General features: G+C 45.5%; 19 protein-coding genes and 1 other RNA gene. 5 read left to right on the plus strand and 15 right to left on the minus strand.

Features of this window, described 5'->3' with window-relative positions:
• Nucleotides 1-5: 5 nt before the first annotated feature.
• The 3 genes from MHI30_RS11635 to MHI30_RS11645 form a co-directional block, all read right to left on the minus strand.
• Entirely contained in the window at nucleotides 6-1,508 is a 1,503-nt protein-coding gene (locus MHI30_RS11635) for a carboxypeptidase M32 (protein ID WP_075754159.1), read from the minus strand.
• 115 nt (nucleotides 1,509-1,623) lie between these two features.
• Nucleotides 1,624-3,543 (minus strand): ATP-dependent DNA helicase, encoded by a 1,920-nt coding sequence (locus MHI30_RS11640; protein ID WP_025811244.1) that lies wholly within the window; start codon nucleotides 3,541-3,543, stop codon nucleotides 1,624-1,626.
• A gap of 108 nt (nucleotides 3,544-3,651) precedes the next feature.
• Nucleotides 3,652-3,828, minus strand: a complete 177-nt coding sequence (locus MHI30_RS11645) for a hypothetical protein (RefSeq protein ID WP_164468300.1) — start codon at nucleotides 3,826-3,828, stop codon at nucleotides 3,652-3,654.
• A gap of 288 nt (nucleotides 3,829-4,116) precedes the next feature.
• On the opposite strand from MHI30_RS11645, the gene MHI30_RS11650 reads away from it, so the two are divergent.
• Nucleotides 4,117-4,629 carry a hypothetical protein gene (locus tag MHI30_RS11650; protein ID WP_025811243.1) on the plus strand — a complete coding sequence of 171 codons (513 nt, stop codon included), beginning with the start codon at nucleotides 4,117-4,119 and terminating at the stop codon, nucleotides 4,627-4,629.
• Between the two features lie 128 nt (nucleotides 4,630-4,757).
• On the opposite strand, the gene MHI30_RS11655 is transcribed toward MHI30_RS11650, so the two are convergent.
• From MHI30_RS11655 to MHI30_RS11690, 8 genes are all read right to left on the minus strand, one after another.
• Entirely contained in the window at nucleotides 4,758-5,909 is a 1,152-nt protein-coding gene (locus tag MHI30_RS11655; protein ID WP_075754157.1) for a class I SAM-dependent RNA methyltransferase, read from the minus strand.
• Nucleotides 5,910-6,004: 95 nt separating this feature from the next.
• Nucleotides 6,005-6,391, minus strand: an RNA gene (gene rnpB / locus MHI30_RS11660) — RNase P RNA component class B.
• 52 nt (nucleotides 6,392-6,443) lie between these two features.
• Complete coding sequence (gene gpsB, locus MHI30_RS11665) at nucleotides 6,444-6,740, minus strand: cell division regulator GpsB (protein WP_003182873.1); 297 nt, start codon at nucleotides 6,738-6,740, stop codon at nucleotides 6,444-6,446.
• A gap of 80 nt (nucleotides 6,741-6,820) precedes the next feature.
• On the minus strand, nucleotides 6,821-7,372 hold the full coding sequence (locus tag MHI30_RS11670) for a DUF1273 domain-containing protein (protein WP_025811241.1): 552 nt from the start codon (nucleotides 7,370-7,372) through the stop codon (nucleotides 6,821-6,823).
• A gap of 116 nt (nucleotides 7,373-7,488) precedes the next feature.
• Nucleotides 7,489-7,758 carry a CotD family spore coat protein gene (locus MHI30_RS11675; protein ID WP_020451911.1) on the minus strand — a complete coding sequence of 90 codons (270 nt, stop codon included), beginning with the start codon at nucleotides 7,756-7,758 and terminating at the stop codon, nucleotides 7,489-7,491.
• A gap of 241 nt (nucleotides 7,759-7,999) precedes the next feature.
• Nucleotides 8,000-9,313 carry a ribonuclease H-like domain-containing protein gene (locus MHI30_RS11680; protein ID WP_020451912.1) on the minus strand — a complete coding sequence of 438 codons (1,314 nt, stop codon included), beginning with the start codon at nucleotides 9,311-9,313 and terminating at the stop codon, nucleotides 8,000-8,002.
• Nucleotides 9,314-9,318: 5 nt separating this feature from the next.
• Complete coding sequence (locus MHI30_RS11685) at nucleotides 9,319-11,589, minus strand: DEAD/DEAH box helicase (protein ID WP_164468299.1); 2,271 nt, start codon at nucleotides 11,587-11,589, stop codon at nucleotides 9,319-9,321.
• Between the two features lie 112 nt (nucleotides 11,590-11,701).
• Nucleotides 11,702-12,208, minus strand: a complete 507-nt coding sequence (locus MHI30_RS11690; RefSeq protein WP_025811238.1) for a PTS glucose transporter subunit IIA — start codon at nucleotides 12,206-12,208, stop codon at nucleotides 11,702-11,704.
• Nucleotides 12,209-12,383: 175 nt separating this feature from the next.
• On the opposite strand from MHI30_RS11690, the gene MHI30_RS11695 reads away from it, so the two are divergent.
• The gene (locus MHI30_RS11695) at nucleotides 12,384-12,803 is read left to right on the plus strand and encodes a hypothetical protein (protein WP_025811237.1); all 420 of its coding nucleotides are present in this window, start codon (nucleotides 12,384-12,386) and stop codon (nucleotides 12,801-12,803) included.
• A gap of 18 nt (nucleotides 12,804-12,821) precedes the next feature.
• On the opposite strand, the gene MHI30_RS11700 is transcribed toward MHI30_RS11695, so the two are convergent.
• Nucleotides 12,822-13,265: a YppG family protein gene (locus MHI30_RS11700; protein ID WP_025811236.1), complete on the minus strand. Its 444-nt coding sequence runs from the start codon at nucleotides 13,263-13,265 to the stop codon at nucleotides 12,822-12,824.
• Between the two features lie 178 nt (nucleotides 13,266-13,443).
• Between MHI30_RS11700 and MHI30_RS11705 the strand changes: the two genes are divergently transcribed.
• Nucleotides 13,444-13,644: a YppF family protein gene (locus tag MHI30_RS11705; protein ID WP_011198064.1), complete on the plus strand. Its 201-nt coding sequence runs from the start codon at nucleotides 13,444-13,446 to the stop codon at nucleotides 13,642-13,644.
• Nucleotides 13,645-13,676: 32 nt separating this feature from the next.
• Here the strand turns inward: MHI30_RS11705 and MHI30_RS11710 are convergent, their stop codons facing one another.
• The gene (locus MHI30_RS11710; protein WP_050820869.1) at nucleotides 13,677-14,048 is read right to left on the minus strand and encodes a YppE family protein; all 372 of its coding nucleotides are present in this window, start codon (nucleotides 14,046-14,048) and stop codon (nucleotides 13,677-13,679) included.
• Nucleotides 14,049-14,105: 57 nt separating this feature from the next.
• A complete protein-coding gene (locus MHI30_RS11715) occupies nucleotides 14,106-14,333 on the minus strand; it encodes a YppD family protein (protein ID WP_025811235.1) in 228 nt (75 codons plus the stop codon).
• Between the two features lie 199 nt (nucleotides 14,334-14,532).
• Here MHI30_RS11715 and sspM point away from each other — a divergent pair, with 199 nt between their 5' ends.
• Nucleotides 14,533-14,637 carry an acid-soluble spore protein SspM gene (gene sspM / locus MHI30_RS11720; RefSeq protein ID WP_025811234.1) on the plus strand — a complete coding sequence of 35 codons (105 nt, stop codon included), beginning with the start codon at nucleotides 14,533-14,535 and terminating at the stop codon, nucleotides 14,635-14,637.
• Between the two features lie 29 nt (nucleotides 14,638-14,666).
• Here sspM and MHI30_RS11725 read toward each other — a convergent pair whose 3' ends face one another.
• Nucleotides 14,667-15,599, minus strand: a complete 933-nt coding sequence (locus MHI30_RS11725) for a DUF2515 domain-containing protein (RefSeq protein ID WP_228119641.1) — start codon at nucleotides 15,597-15,599, stop codon at nucleotides 14,667-14,669.
• Between the two features lie 80 nt (nucleotides 15,600-15,679).
• Here MHI30_RS11725 and recU point away from each other — a divergent pair, with 80 nt between their 5' ends.
• Nucleotides 15,680-16,276, plus strand: coding sequence for a Holliday junction resolvase RecU (recU, locus tag MHI30_RS11730; RefSeq protein WP_003182896.1), 597 nt, complete (start codon nucleotides 15,680-15,682; stop codon nucleotides 16,274-16,276).
• Nucleotides 16,277-16,298 lie beyond the last annotated feature (22 nt).

A 16,298-nucleotide genomic window follows, 5' to 3' on the forward strand; every position in this document is an offset into this window, starting at 1 on the left:
CTTTTTTACAAATAGAGTGTTGTATATTTTTCTTTCAGGTAGCGGATTAAATGACGGACGTTTAATTCTTCGCCTGTCGCAGACTTGATGATGTCCAGCGGTTTTTTTCTTTTGCCGTGGATGTGAACGTGCTCTGTCAGCCACTTTCTGATCGGTTGAAATTCGCCGTTTTCAATCAGGCGGTCAAACTCAGGGAAATCTTTCTGCATGCTTGATTTCAGTTGAGCCGCATACATATATCCAAGCGCATATGAAGGGAAATAACCGAAATCGCCGCCGGACCAATGGACATCCTGCAAAATTCCTTTAGCATCGTCGGGAGGCGTAATGCCCAGATATGCTTCATATTTGTCATTCCATAGTTTCGGAAGGTCTCCGACCGATACTTCCCCGCTGAAAATCGCTTTTTCAATTTCGTAGCGAATCATAATATGCAGCGGATATGTCAGCTCATCAGCCTCAATCCGAATCAGCGACGGCTTTGATTCATTAACGGCCCTGTAGAACCCTTCGGCAGTAACACCTGCAAACTGGTCAGGACTTGCTTCTTTTATTTTCTCAAAATACCGCTTCCAAAAGCCTTGATGCCTGCCGATAAAGTTCTCATAGAAAAGGGATTGGGATTCATGTATCCCCATTGATGCGCCGTCTGCTAAATTGGTTCCGCCCAGCGCTTCATCAATGTTTTGTTCATAAATGGCATGGCCGCATTCATGAATCGTTCCGAAAACAGCCGAGCGAAAATCGTTTTCATTATAAGCTGTGGTCACCCGGGCATCCCCTTGGCTGATTGTCACCTGGAAAGGGTGAACCGTCTCGTCCAGGCGCCCCGCCTCAAAATCATAGCCCAGTTCTTTTAAGAAAAAGTGGCATACATCGCGCTGCCGCTCTTTTGGAAAACGTTCGTGCACAAAGCTCGTATCAGGCTTTTGATCACTGGCGGCAATCTTTTGCACAAGCGGAACGATCGCCTCCCGCAATTCAGCAAAAAGGCCGTCGAGCTTTTCGACTGTAACGCCTGGCTCATATTGGTCCAGAAGGGTGTTATAAGGGTGGCCTTCATATCCCCAGTACGAGATAAACCGTTTTTTATAGTCGATGATTTTTTCTAAATACGGAGCAAAGAGAGAAAAATCGGACGCCTTTTTCGCTTTTTCCCAGACGGATTCCGCTTTGGATGTCAGCGTCGTATATTCTTTGAACTCCTCTTCCGGAATCTTGCTGTTTAAATCGTATTCTTTTTTTGCTTCCTCAACCGCTTTCTGTGTATCGGCAGGCAGATCCTGTTTTTGCTCGGCAAGGGCATCCAAAAGCTCCTTCATCCGCGGGGACGTTCTCATCTGAAAGACGTCTGCCGACAATTGGCCGATCGCTTCGGCGCGGCTTTCTTCGCCTTTTCTCGGCGCGCCCGTTCTCATATCCCAATACATCACGTTAATCGCCTGCTCATACCGGCTGATTTTCTTTAATGTTTCTAAAAACTCTTTTTCATATGTATTGATCGACATCATTCATCCTCCTCTTCCCTTATATGATGCGAATTGTAATCAGACTAATGGAAATATTTACGAAAGTCAACTTTTATGCGGGCAAAAAAAAGAAAAGCGGAATGTCCGCTTTTCTTTATACATAGACCGGCTGAACAGGAAGCACAGATTCGACTTCTTTTATTACATTCCATTCTTGCTCATCGCCCGCAAAAATGCTGATCGTGCCGGAGTCGCTGTTTGATCTGATCAGACGTCCGACGCCTTGGCGCAGCCTTAGCAGCATGTAAGGGAGGTCTACTTCGCGAAAGGCGTTTTCCAAACCGCTCCGCTTCGCTTCAAACACAGGATCATGCGGCGGAAAAGGAAGCGACCAGATGATGACATTTTGCAGCGGATCTCCGGGAATATCGAGCCCTTCCCATAGATGCACAGAGCACAAAACGGATTCTTCAACCGTTTGAAACTTTTCAACGATTGTACTGATTTCTTCATCCCCTTCAAAGTAAACAGGAAACGAAAATGATTCCTGTGCAGTCCGGCGCTTGAAGGACAGAAGCTCCTCAAAAGACGGAAACAGGATCAGCGTCTTCCCGCCCGATTCTTTGATTGCACGGATTGCCGCTTTTTCTTTCGCTTCTCTTTCCTCAATTCGATGGATGTACACTTTCATCTGCTCTTCATAATCGTACGGCGAATCAACGGTAAATGATAAGTAGTCGCGGATTCCGAGGCTTGTCGCCAAATAATCGAACGATCCGTTTTCCGATAATGTCGCCGATGAGAAAATAAATGGAATCTGCTTGGAGAACACTTTTTCTCCGAGAACTTCGGAGACGGTTCTCGGCATAACGACGAATGTCGACTCAAGCTCTTTTTGCTCAAGCCAGCTGATCGCATTTTTCCTGTAGAGCGAAAGGGAGTAAGCCATCTGTTCGAGATACTCCTCGACAACGGTTAAAGCGTATTGGTCGATCGTGTACAGCTCGCCTTCAAAAACGAGCGCCTCCCCGATTTTTTCAAGCAAATCATACAGCTCGGCGGCCGCTTTTTTCAGATTGGCATGATCTTTGATGCGCATGCGCTCAGAGCCTTCTGCTTTTTCGGCGTTTTCCGAAAGCAAACCGAAAAATTCGTCGTTGGCGCGAAGCGCTTCTTCGACAAGCTCTGCAAATTCTTCTCTGATATCATTGCCGAGCAGGCGCTCGAGAAACATTTCGAGCGTCGATTGCTTCACCCTGTACGTCAGCGCCTTTTGCGCCGCAAACTCGAGCAGATGCCCTTCATCGAAAACCACAGCGCTGTGTTCCGGCAAAAGCGGAAGCTGGCCTTCCCGTTTTCTCGCCTCTTCTGTCCAAACGTGCTCCATATAGAAATCATGGGAACAGATGATGAAATCGGTTGATTTTCGATAATGGTCTCTTGACAGTGTGAGTCCGCAGCGGTGCCTCATATCACACGTGAGACAGTCTTGAAAAGAATCGTAACCGATTTCAGACCATTCATCATTTGATAAAGACGAATACTCTTTGCGGTCGCCGTATGGATAAAAAGTCTGCATGCCCTGCGATTCGTGAACGAAAGACGGCAGACTTTCGTAAAGGTCAAGCCATTTCTCATCATCAGAGCGCTGCATCGTTTTCTCCAGTTTTTTCAAACATAAATATTGATCATGCGATTTGCTGAGCCTTGCGTCAATCGTCAAGCCCAAATGCTCGGAAATTTTGTAAATATCGCCTTCTTTTTTGACGAGCTGTTCGATCAGCGTCTCATCCGCACAAGCGATGACCGCCGGCTTGCCCGTATACCTGGCATAGCTCAAGGCAAACAGAAGATAGACGAGCGTTTTTCCGGTTCCGACTCCGGCTTCTGCAAACATGACCTTCTTTTCCTTAAATGCCCTCTCTAATTGAAAAGCCATGAATATTTGCTCATCGCGCAAATCAAAGCCTTTTTCAGGAAGAATATCGTAAAATACATCACCGATCCAATTGTTCAGTTCTTCATAAAAGTTTTTTGTTTTTGTTAATGAAAAAGGCAGACGAGATGCTGTCACCCTGCTCCAACCCCCAACTATCGAGTTTTCAGAACTTCTATCCTATCACTATGATTCGGGAAATTCAACAAGAAAGATTTGAAAAAAGGAGCAGGAAGCCTCTCTCAACTATTTCCGGTAAATCGAATGCGTCAAAAACGGATGATCCGTCGATTCCATATGGCTGATCGCGTTTTTCAATTCTTCCTTCGCATATGTAAGGCGCTCTTCGCCAATGTCCTCGAGCTGATTTTCTGACGTCTCCAGCGCTTTTTGAATCATTTGAATGTGATCGCTGTTCAACATGAAATCACCCCTTTTCAAAATCAATAATCCCGAGTATATGCAGGATGAATCGTTTTTATACAGGCTGATTTTATGTTTTTTCTTTCTTTGCTCTTTTAAATAAAAAGGGCGGACCGTTTTCGCAGCGGTCAAACCACCCTTTTTTCAGTCAAACAAAAGCTTAACATCAGATAGCAAGGACTGTGTTAGACAATGTGCGCTTTATCCACTATATAAACCCAGTCTATTCCGTTTTTCTATCATATCCTATAGGGACTTAAAAATTTATAGACTAAAGGTGGAGAGTTTATGTACTATTATGAACCGGCAAAGAAAGATTATTGGGATTATGATTATGATCCTTACAAAAAGGATCACGATTATTGCAAAAAAGATTTTTACTATCATGAGCCTTGCAAGAAGGATTACGATTATTGCAAAAAGGATTATTACTACCATGATGACTACAAAAAAGACTACGATTACCACAAGCCTTACAAGAAGGATTACGATTATTGCAAAAAGGATTATTACTACCATGATGATTACAAAAAAGACTACGATTACCACAAGCCTTGCAAGAAGGATTACGATTATTACAAAAAGGATTATTACTACCATGATGATTGCAAAAAAGACTACGATTACCACAAGCCTTGCAAGAAGGATTACGATTATTGCAAAAAGGATTATTACTACCATGATGATTGCAAAAAAGACTACGATTACCACAAACCTTGCAAGAAAGACTGCTACTATGAGCCGCGCAAAAAATGCTATGATTCGTCTTATAAAAAGAAAAATGATTCATGGATTTACTAGTGAATCGATGTTTTGCCATGCGCTTTTAAGGATTAAACCCTGAGGGGCGCGAATTTAAAAACGCCGTTTGGCGGCTTTCCAGCTATGGAAAGAAAAAAAGGCTGCCGTTTCATGGCAGCCTTTTAGCTTCACTTCTCTTTATTCGGTTTTGGCGGCCTTTTCCCCCAATACTGGTAATAGTCCGTCTTAATAAAACCGTTAAAGAGTTTCCGTTTTTTTGTCGCTTTTTTCCCGTAGCACTCTTCAAAACGCTCGTTTGATGTCAGCATGTAAACAGACCACGTATCAAGTCCGGCAAATGCCTTGCCCATATCTTCATACATGGCTTCGACTGCTTTCTTTTCACCGAGGCGTTCCCCGTACGGCGGATTTCCGACGATCACGCCGTATTCCTCTTTCGTCCGAAAATCCTTTACCTGCATTTGCTTAAATTCGATGAAATCGGCGAGTCCCGCTTCCTCGGCATTCGCCTTGGCGATCTCGATCATACGATGATCCAGGTCATACCCCGAAATTGACAGAGGCTGATCATAATTCGCCTTGTCTTCGACTTCCAGCCTCGCTTGATCCCACACTTCTTTGCCGATCCATTCCCATCTTTCGGATGCAAAATCCCTGTTGAAACCCGGCGCGATATTTTGGCCGATCAAAGCCGCTTCGATCGGTATCGTGCCCGAACCGCAAAACGGATCGACGAAAGGTCTGTCAGGCGTCCAATTTGTCAATAGAATCAATGCTGCAGCAAGGGTTTCTTTCAGCGGCGCTTCCCCTTGGCCGGTTCGGTATCCCCGTTTATGAAGACCGGCTCCGGATGAATCAAGCGTAATGACCGCTTTGTCTTTTAAAAGGGAGACCTCGATTTTATATTCCGGGCCTGTTTCCTCAAGCCACCCGCCTTGTGTCTGATACGCTGATTTCAGCTTCTCGGCGATCGCTTTTTTGACGATACGCTGGCAGTCCGGCACGCTTGCGAGCACTGATTTAACAGATTTTCCCGTCACAGGGAATGAGGCGTGTTCAGGAAGATAGGCGCTCCAGTCGATCGCTTTTGTCTTCCCGAATAACTCGTCAAAGGTCTTGGCCGTAAATTCGGCAACCTGCACTTTCACCCTGTCAGCGGTTCTCAGCCACAGATTGGCTCTGCAGATGGCGAGGGCATCGCCTTCAAACAAGACTTTGCCGTTGTCAACCGTACAATCATATCCAAGATCTCGCACCTCTTTGGCGACGATCGCTTCAATTCCCATCGGCGCTGTTGCAATTAATGTATAGGTTTTCATCATATCACCTGTTTTTATGTATGTTTTTTACATGATAAAAGCTCTCCTACCTGCGGAGAGCTTATACATTGTCATCATCATAATAGTGTGTAACGTTCTGTAAGCCATGTTTTGTTCCGTCGTACTGCCGTCGGCTGCTAAGCCTCGTACTCGGGTGGTAATCATCTATCTACAGAGTCAACTCTGTCCTTCTTTCCGTTCATTTCCGTCCAGAAGGTTCCCCTACCAAAATTTGGGTTTCTCGCTCGAGGGGTTTACCGCGTTCCACTCTCACCATTTCTAGTGAGACTTCGTCACTGTGGCACTTTCAAGGATACTCAGCCATATCCATAAAGGACGTAGGCTTTTTTCCTGCCGTCAGCCTTCTGCAAGGCTGCCCTAGCTTATGACTTCGCTAGGCACGAACACTACGGGCATCTCAGCACCGTGCGAGCATGGACTTTCCTCTACAGATGTAAAATCTGCAGCGATTACCCGAACGTTAAGACATCAACTATTATAGCTTAGTTTGTTCTAAAGGGCAAGCGGTTTTCATCAATCGTATAATTTGCTTCCAAACACATGTTTTTCCAAATTGGAAAGCCGTTTTAGAATATCAAAATTGGTCGTATTTGATTGAGCCGGCTGTCTCTTGTTGGCTTCTTCAAGCTGTTTTTTCAACTGCAGGTTTTCCTGCTGCAATTCTTCGATTTCCTGATGGAAGGCTTCATAGTCTTTAATGACCATGTCCAAGAATTTGTCAACATCTTCCTGCTTGTAGCCTCTGACTCCTGTTTTGAATTCTTTTTCCAAAATTTCTTTAGCAGAAAGCTTCACTTTATCAGCAAGCATCTTTTTCACCTCATATCGTGAATCATCATCTTATATTTTTTCAGAAAACGTGTGCAATGTCAAATTTTCTCTTGCACTTTTTACTCTTCATAAAAGCTGCATTCTTCAACGGTGACTCTCAGGTCATCCATCGTAATCGTGTAAATCGGAAAATCGCGTTTTTCCTGAGCCTTTTTTGCTTCATTCAGCATATACACAGGCGAGCCTTCTCTTTCTTCGTCGTACAGAATCAATAAGCCATCCGCCTTTTCGATGAAAAACCGGTTTTTTTGTTTAAATTGGACCGGGCTTTCGTACGGCCTGTGTGTCAAGCTTTCAGTGAAATCGCTGGCTGCGAGCACAGCTTCATACTGCTCTTGGTTTTTCTCGTTCCACTTCTTTTCCTGTTCCAAAAACGGAGTGATAACCGCCACTTTCAAGTCGGGATATTCTTCCTGCAGCGAAAACGCGACTTCCGCCGCCCATAGTTCCGTGCCGAGCTGGCCTGAGATAAGGATCCATTCCAGGCCTTCCTCAAGCAGGGCGGTCAGTCGGTTTTCAAGCGCTTTTTTTATGTAGAACAGGGCCTTGTCATCCTGTTTGAAAATCCCGAGTTCAAACGGCTTGTACCCTGTAACGGCCAATACTTTCATGTTAATCACCTGCTAAAAAAAGGGGCCGTATTCCGCCCCATTTTTTCAAAAGATATTCTGTTGCTCACGTTCAATCCGGCGCTCGTTCATCCTGACAAAACTTCCGAAAATCCTTTTTAGTAAGGACCCATACCCATTCCAGGTCCCGGCATCGCTCCAGGCCCGGGCATCATTCCTGCGCCAGGGCTCACGAAGTGCTGGTGTGATGCCTGGTTGACAGCTGATTGAGTTTGCGGGAAGTAATGAACATGCTGAAAATGCTGATGGTTGACATTCGTTGTGTGCTGCGGGTGAATGTGCGGTACGACGGTTTTGCTTTGCGTATGGTTGTAGCAGCATTGAGTAGGATGAACAATCGGCGCCATTACATGCGGTTTACAGTGCATGAAAATTCCCCTTTCTTTAAGCTTCTATATACACTATTAAACTATGAAGCAAGGGGTAAACATGTACTAATATAAAAACCTATTTTAAAAGTAAGCCATAAAGCTTTCCTTGAAATTCGTCATGATCAATACGATAAACAGTACGACGACAAAAAACAGATAAAACAGCCCCTTATACATATCGACGCTCCCTTCAAACCATTCTAACGTTATTTTACAAGAAGCGATCGGTTTCTACAATTCATAACATGCTTGAAATGTTTGGCTTTCGAAGACCGTCGTTTTCTGCGCTTGCCCGGGGAATATTTCGTCCGAATTTCCTTTCCAGCCGCTCGCGCCGTTTCAAAAGATCGGCCACTTCTTTTTCGGTCAGCTCAAACTTTTGTGAACCGTGCTGCAGCATCAGGTTATCCGTTACCTCGAGGGCGGCCCGGATATCCCGCTTTCGATGTTCAAGGTATTTGGCAAGTTCGATGCCTGCGCGCCAGGCGGTTTTTCCGTCTTTTCCATTTAGGAGCTTCAGCCAAAGGGATGCGGCTTCTTTTAGCATGCCTTGCTTTTTATACTGCATGGATAAATCGAATGATGCGCGTTCAGACTGCTCGAAAGGCTTTTTTTCAAGCTCCTGCAATTGCGCTGTCGCAAGCTCTGTCTCCCGGTTGGCGAGGAGCCACTTTGCCATCGCGTACTTTTCGTTTGCTTCTGCTGTCTGCTCCGGGGCGAGGATTTTCTTCGATAAATGGATGTAAAGAGAGATTAAAGAAAGCACGTCAAGCTCATTGTGGCGCAAAACGCCTTCAATGATTTCCGGGCGCTCCTCCTTTAAAAAATGAAAATACATCATCGGCGCCAGGTAGCCCGGCGTATCTTCAGTTCTTCCAACACCCAGCTCTTCCTTTTCCACCGTCCCCAAAGAGACGCGGTCAAATTTATGCTTCCAAAGGCGGCGGGATCCGTGGAGCAGGTCAAAGTGGCCGAAATCCGGCAGCTTTGGGACCCTGTCGCGGATCAGCGTGTGCCTTGTTTTCACCTGAGGCCAGTCGAACGCTTTCCCGTTGTAGGTGACAAGAGACTGAATATCGACTTCACTCAGGAAGCTGTGATAGAGGGCGGCTTCGTGCCCCGGCTTTGGCAGCAGATGCTGTTTGACAACTACGCAGTCGTCATACACCCGTGCATGGCCGAGCAAAAAGATCGCATTGCCGGCTCCTCCTCCGAGACCGGTCGTTTCCGTATCAAAGAAAAAAAGCTGGCTCGGTGTATACCCTTTGCTTGAAAGTGAATGGGAAACGGCGCTGTTGTTCCAGTGCCGAACCGTCTCATGCAGCTCAGAAAATGCGTAATGGCCATGAACATGTGTCAACGGATAAACGACTTCCCTGATCAGGCAATAGCATTCCTCAAACACATACGGTTTAACACCGAGTTCGGCCCATTCTTTCTCAAAACCGACGGACACGGAAGTCCGCTTTTCTGCCGGAGAATCCGTTTTTTCTTCTTTCGCTTGATTTCCCAGGTGATGCTTATAGCGGTTAAGTTTTCGTTTTAAAGACATTCCGCTCAACCTTTCCAGCCTTTTAAAAGGCGCAGCGCATTGTTTTTTGTCTGATCGCCGCTGCCGCCCACTCCTATGCAGGAAGGGCATCCTGACTCACACGGACATCTTGAAATCAGCCGATGCGCTTCACTGATGATCTCAGGCATTTGTTCATACACTTTCTGAGACAGCCCCACTCCGCCGGGATATCGATCATACAAAAAGATCGTCGGCTTTTCGTTATGAACGGCTTTAATTTGCGGAAAAACGTGCAGGTCAGACGGATCGCACATCACTTTTAAGGCGGCGACATGTCCCAGGACGTTTGCAGTTCCAAGCAAAGCCTCTTCCAATTTGATATCGTTCCAATTTTGCCGCTCGTCATCGTTCACCTGCACCCAAGCCGCATTGGTATGCAGTTCCTCTTCAGGCAGATGAATCGGTCCTGAACCGATATTTTCATGCGTCTCAAATTTTATTTTCTTAAAAATCGTCGCTTTTGCCTGAACGGTCACATCCCCAAAACCGAACGCTGCGGTTTCTGTCTTTTTTTCCTTGTCAACTTCGAGAACTCTCAATAGGACGGCAAGATTGGCATCCGTATAGTAATCAACTTGAACCTCGCGGACAAACGCCTTTTTCTCCTCCCAGTCAAGCTTTTCCACCTGGTATTGGATGCCTTGATGCAAATAAATGGCTTCATCGTGCAGAAGCGTCATGGCGCTGAACCTGTCCATTTCCCCGATCACTTTCGCCTTCTCGCGCTTTGACTGATCAATAATGACAACATTTTCCTGAGAAGCCGACCTCAAGCTGATGCCGTGCGCCGGAAAAGCGTCATTCATCCAGTGATACGTGTTCCCGGTTAAGTGGAGGACTCTTTCTTCTGCCAAGTAGTCAAGAATATCCTCGATTTCGGCACCTCCGAATGTGTCCGTTCTTTTGAAAGGCAGTTCAAAGGCTGCGCATTTAATATGATCGACAAGAATGACCAGGTTGTCCGGATTAATGACGGCAGTCTCGGGATTTTGTTTAAAGAAATAGTCCGGATTCTGTACAATGTACTGATCGAGCGGGGCGGAACTTGCCACCATGACAATCAGCGCTTCGTTGTGCCTTCTTCCGGCGCGGCCGGCCTGCTGCCAGGCGCTCGAGATCGTTCCCGGATATCCGGTCATGATGCATGTCTGCAGCTGTCCGATATCAACGCCCAGCTCAAGCGCATTCGTGCTGACAACGCCCTTAATGTCCCCGCTGCGAAGGCCTTTTTCAATGACGCGCCGCTCGTTCGGCAGATAGCCGCCCCTGTACCCCTGAATCGAATTAGGGCCGACAATCGGTTTCATCACTTCCTGCAAGTATGTCAATATAATTTCAACCCGGACTCTGCTTCTTGCAAACACAATTGTCTGAATGCCGTTTTTCAAAAATTCGGATGCGAGCTTTCTCACTTCAAGGGTCGCGCTTTTCCTGATGTTAAGCGAACGGTTGACCATCGGCGGGTTGTAAAATAAAAAATGCTTTCTTCCCGACGGGGCGCCATTGTTTGAAATCAGATGCATCGGCTGCCCTGTGAGCGTTTCAGCGAGCTCCAATGGATTGGCGATCGTCGCGGATGTACAGATAAACTGCGGCTTGCTTCCATAAAATTCAGCGATCCGCATCAGCCTTCTGATGACATTGGCTACATGGCTGCCAAAGACTCCCCTGTATACGTGAAGCTCATCGATGACGATATATTTCAGATTTTCAAACAATGACACCCATTTTGTATGATGGGGCAAGATCGCCGAATGCAGCATATCCGGGTTTGTAATGACGATATGTCCTGCTTTTCTGACTTTCTGTCTGATCGAAGGCGACGTATCTCCGTCATATGTATAACAGTTGATCGACGCACCGATTTCATCGATTAATTCGTTCAGTTCGCTTTTTTGGTCCTGCGACAATGCCTTTGTCGGAAAAAGATATAAGCTGCGTGCATCCTGGTCTTCTGTGATCCGCTGAATGACGGGCAGATTGTAGCAAAGCGTCTTCCCAGATGCCGTGGGCGTCACAAGCGTCACGTTTTTGCCGGCGGCGCTGTGCAGAAACGCGTCAGCCTGATGGGAATACAGCTTTTCTATCCCTCTCTGCTGTAAAGCATGGACGATTTTTTTATCTAAACCTTCAGGAAAATCGCGGTAATCCGCTTCTTTTTCCTCAATTGTATGCCAATGAACAATTTGCTTACTGAAAGCTTGGTCTTCTTTCAGAAGCTGAATCATATCTGTCAAATTTCGTTTTTGAAACAACGCTGTCACCTCTCCCTTCTATTTTAGCGAATGTCCGTTCGTTCTGAAAGAGGTGATTTCCTGAGAAAATGAAAAAGGAAAAAGCAGAGAATCGCTCTCTGCTTTTTTGCTGTTACTTAACTTTAAGCTCCATGAGCTTTGTCTCGCTTTTTTTCGCCTTTGCCTCTTCATGTTTTGTGACGCGCTCCAACACATCGCCGTTCATAATAACGATCGGCGTAATGGTGCTGCTCGCTTTTTCCTTGATCAGTTCCAAATCGCACGTTATTAAAGGATCGCCGACTTTTACTTTGTCTCCTTCTTTGACATGGGCTGTAAAACCAACGCCTTCCATCGCTACGGTTTCCAGACCGATATGAATCAAGAGTTCCACACCGGACAGTGAACGGATGCCGATGGCATGTTTTGTGTGGAACAGCTGGATCACTTCCCCGTCGACAGGTGATACGATCTCGCCTCCGGAAGGCTCGACAGCCATTCCGTCACCCATCATCTTTTGGGAGAAAACGGGGTCAGGGACTTTTGAAAGTTCCAAAACTTGTCCGTCAACCGGTGAAAAAACGGTTTCTTCTTTCACTTCATTTTGTTTCTGACCAATACCGAATAATTTTTTCAGCAATACAGTTGGACTCCTTTCAAAACGCCTCTTTATGATGGCTATTAAAAGAGGAACAGGTTAAATATCAAATCTTTGGATTCCCCACTATTTAACCACACTTTCAAATTCCCATCAATGAATAACCATACCAAGAGCCCCTGCATAAGCTGAAAATAAAAAACCGGGGTGATGAAGAATGGATTTCAAGGAAAACGACAATCACTCGCTCAGCAAGAAAGACGAAATTCAAGAAGCGGTTGAACAGTTATTTTACAATTCACCTTTCCACGATATTTTAAATTCATTTCAAAAACTGATATCAGACCAGCTTCAGAATTCCACCATTTCCATGAACATCAGAGAGGAGAATGAGGTGCTTCACGTCGACATCGCCGTTCCTGAATCGTTTCAAAACGGAGATATCATGATTGAAGCGAAATCGAGGTATCTTCATGTCGCCTTGAAGGAGAAAAAAGAAAACGGCGGTTCTTCATCATTTACAAGCCTGTCCAGAACCGTTCTGCTCCCATATCCCGTCCGCGAAGAAACAATGAAGACGTCGTGGAACCGAAATATCCTCACGGTCTCATTTCCGGAGCAAAAAAAGCATGAATGACCTTCATCCATGCTTTTTTTATTTGAAGAATCCCATAAACCCTTTGGCCAGCGCTCCGACCTGGTTGACCGTGCTCACCATCTGGCCCGCGGTGTCCATCATTTTGCTGAAATCAAACTGCCCGTTCTTTTTTTTGAATTGCGACAGAAAGCTTTGAAACTGTGATGGCTGGTGGAGATTCGGCCGCGGCGAGGGATATGGATGCTGGTAAGGAAATGCCTGAAACGGCGGAAGCGGCGGCTGCATTTGCTGCTGAACAGGCTGATGATAGACTGAAAACGGGTCCACATTCTGCTCGATCGGCTGATATGCCTGCGGCCGCTGAGCTGGATGAGCGTACGGGACGGTTTCCTGGCTGTAGTACGGCTGAACGGGATGATAGGCATGATGGTTTTGCTGATCCGCTTGAACATACGCACCGGGGCCGGAATAAGGATATACGGCGGTTCTCCTCTCTTCCATCTTTCCTCTCCTCCTAAAGCCCTTTTTTATATGTGTATGATATAAAAGCATTTCCCGTTCCAAAGGTTCTGTCACAAGTTTGTCAAAAAGTGTCGAAAATTTTAATATTTGAAAAACAGAAAAAAGTCGAATTGTTATGGTACGATATTATTAATATAAAGGAGAGGGGATGCACCATATGAACGTATCATACTTAAGAAATTGTTTTGCCGAGATGAAACAGTATGAGACAGACTGCATGAACAAACTGATGGATTTCGCCAAGTTTTTGTATATCCAGGGACATCTGACATTAAACGAATTTCGCACAAGTATGAAAGTTCTTGAAGCGAATGGCGCACAGCACCCTGCTTATGATATGAATACGGACGCCAGCTAAACAAACAGCCCTCATAAAAAAGAAGACCGGGTCTAATCCCGGTCTTCTTTTAATATATCGTCTTCTACGTTTTTCAGCGTATAGAGGACGGATTCCGTCAGATCTTTAAAGCGTTTTTTATGGATTTTGCAAAAATAGGACTGCATGAAAATTTCATTTGCATTTTCCTCCACCGAGCTGAGCTGTTCTTCATAAATGTATTTTGGCCGATTGGCCTTGATATAAGGCAGGCTTTCCGCCAGCCAGCTTTTCACTGTTTGTTCGAGTCTCTCGACAGAAGGTTTGACAACCTCGAAAAAATCGTATTCCGTCCCTTCCTCTTTTCCCTTACTGTATCGTTCTTCCGCTTCTTTTACAAGGCGGATTAATTCCCGTGTCTGTACAAGAAGAGATTGTGTATCCAATTTTTTCACCTCGGGTTTATCGTACCAAAGGAAGACGACCGTTACAACGAATCCGGCTTATGCCGTCTCTCCTCTTGGCTCCACTCCCATTAACGTGCTGTTTAAACAAGCCAAGAGCTCTGCCAGTTCTTTTTCAATCAGATCGAGCCGTTCGTTCCAGCCAGCCCGATTTTCATACTCCGCCCGGCGTACTGCTTCTGTCAAAGCCTTCTCAGCAGACGACATGTCTGATTCCGTTTCCAAAAGCATTTGAAGGACCGAGTCTTTGCTTGCAAATCCGTTCATTTGCTTCCCTCCTTTTTGATCGCCTTCTATGCATTCTCCCCTATGCGCCCCCTCTCCTCCGCAGCTGACAAAACTAGAAGCAAACCGCCAAAGAAACTCATTTTCCAGCCAAACGCGCCGCTTTCGACAAGTGATCTTGCGAAAAATGGTATGATCAGCGCTTTTTTGCAAAATCTAAAAAGGTAAGGAGGTGCCCGCTGTGGAAAACAACAAAAAGAAAACACCTGCGAAAACAAAACCTGATGCTAAACAAACAGACACACTGGATAAAAAATTAGGCGGACCTAACCGCCCGTCCACTTAAAAAGCAAGGAGAACCCTTGCTTTTTTGTTTTACCTCTTATTCAGCCAATGCTCCAGCGAAAACAATGCCTGCAGCTGCCTTCTTTTTTGAAAATACCAATCGGTGATTTCGATCGTTTTCGGCAGTTTTTCATCTTTGAACATTGCCTCTCTCTTTCCTCCGCGAAACCAATCGGATTTTAATCCGTCTAATGAATGGGCAACAACGGGATAACACGTTCTCAAAAACGGCGAGGTTCTGATTTTAACCCCTGCCCAGCGTTCCATATCAAAGCGCGACCCGGTATGCGGAACACATGATGTAAAGTGAAAAAAACCGGGGAAAAGCTCAGGCGAAAACAGCAGCTCGCTTAATTGCTTGCCGAGCTTGATCCTTTCCTTTAAACTAGTGAAGCGTTTGACAGACACACCGTAAAAAACGCCTTCTACCGTCGGAAAAATCACTGTGTTGAAGTGAAACCATTCACATAGCTGAAAAGGAATCGTCTGAAAAACATTCTTTTTAAACAAAGGATTTTGTATAATAGGAGTTTGGATAGTGTTTTGTTCATTTATAATGAGAGCGTACATGAGCCGCTTTTGATCGCGCTCATGCCAGAACCGCTCCCACTCCGTTTTCATAAATGAAGACACACCAAATGAGGAGAGCAAATGAAACAGCGGCTGGCCAAGCTGCTTGGACCAATGGTATAACAGGAGCTGCGGATAGGCGTCCGAAAAAATCAGCCAGTTCGCTCTTTCATACGTTAAAAACAGCCATTTTTGCTGAAAAGCCGTAAGTCCGAGCTCGAATAAACGTCCTTTTAAATCGGTCATCGACCAGCCGGCATTCCTGGAAACAAATGAAGCCAAAAGCGACCACTTGATTTCAGGATGGCGGTCAAAGTAGCGTTTGTAGGCATTTGTCCGTGAGATATTGTCCTTGTTCAGTTTTGCGGTCAGCTCTTGAATGCGGCTCGTCAGCTCCGCCGCGGAAAAAGTGTTGTGCAAGATCAGCCACTTCCGTTAGTATCCAGATTTTTTGTAAAAGGAGGATGAAGAAAGTGATTCGTTACCCGAACGGCAAATCGTATCAGCCGAAAACAGCTGCCTCATCCTTGCAAAAGAAGCCGTCGTATTCCAATCGCGGCATGACCCTCGAAGATGACCTGAATGAAACGAATATGTATTATCAATCTCATTCGATTGCGGTCATCCATAAAAAACCGACTCCTGTACAGATTGTTCAGGTCGATTATCCGAAGCGAAGCGCTGCGGTGATCAAGGAAGCATATTTCAAGCAGTCGTCAACTACTGATTATAATGGGGTTTATAAAGGCCGCTACATCGATTTTGAAGCGAAAGAAACGAAGAGCCGGACCTCCTTCCCGCTTCAGAATTTCCACGATCATCAGATCGAGCATATGAAGCAGGTTGTGGCGCAAGACGGCATTTGTTTTGTTATCATATCCGCTTTTGAAGAAATTTATTTTTTGGAAGCAGAAAAATTATTTTATTTCTGGGAGCGGAAAAAACAAAACGGCAGAAAATCGATCCGAAAAGACGAGCTTCAGGAAGCCGCTCACCCCATTTCACTTGGATACTCGCCAAGAATTGATTATATTAAGATTATTGATCAGTTGTATTTTTCGCCATCATAAATTATGATTTTAAAGTCATGTG

Source organism: Bacillus sp. FSL L8-0528 (assembly GCF_038593085.1).
Lineage (GTDB): Bacteria > Bacillota > Bacilli > Bacillales > Bacillaceae > Bacillus > Bacillus paralicheniformis.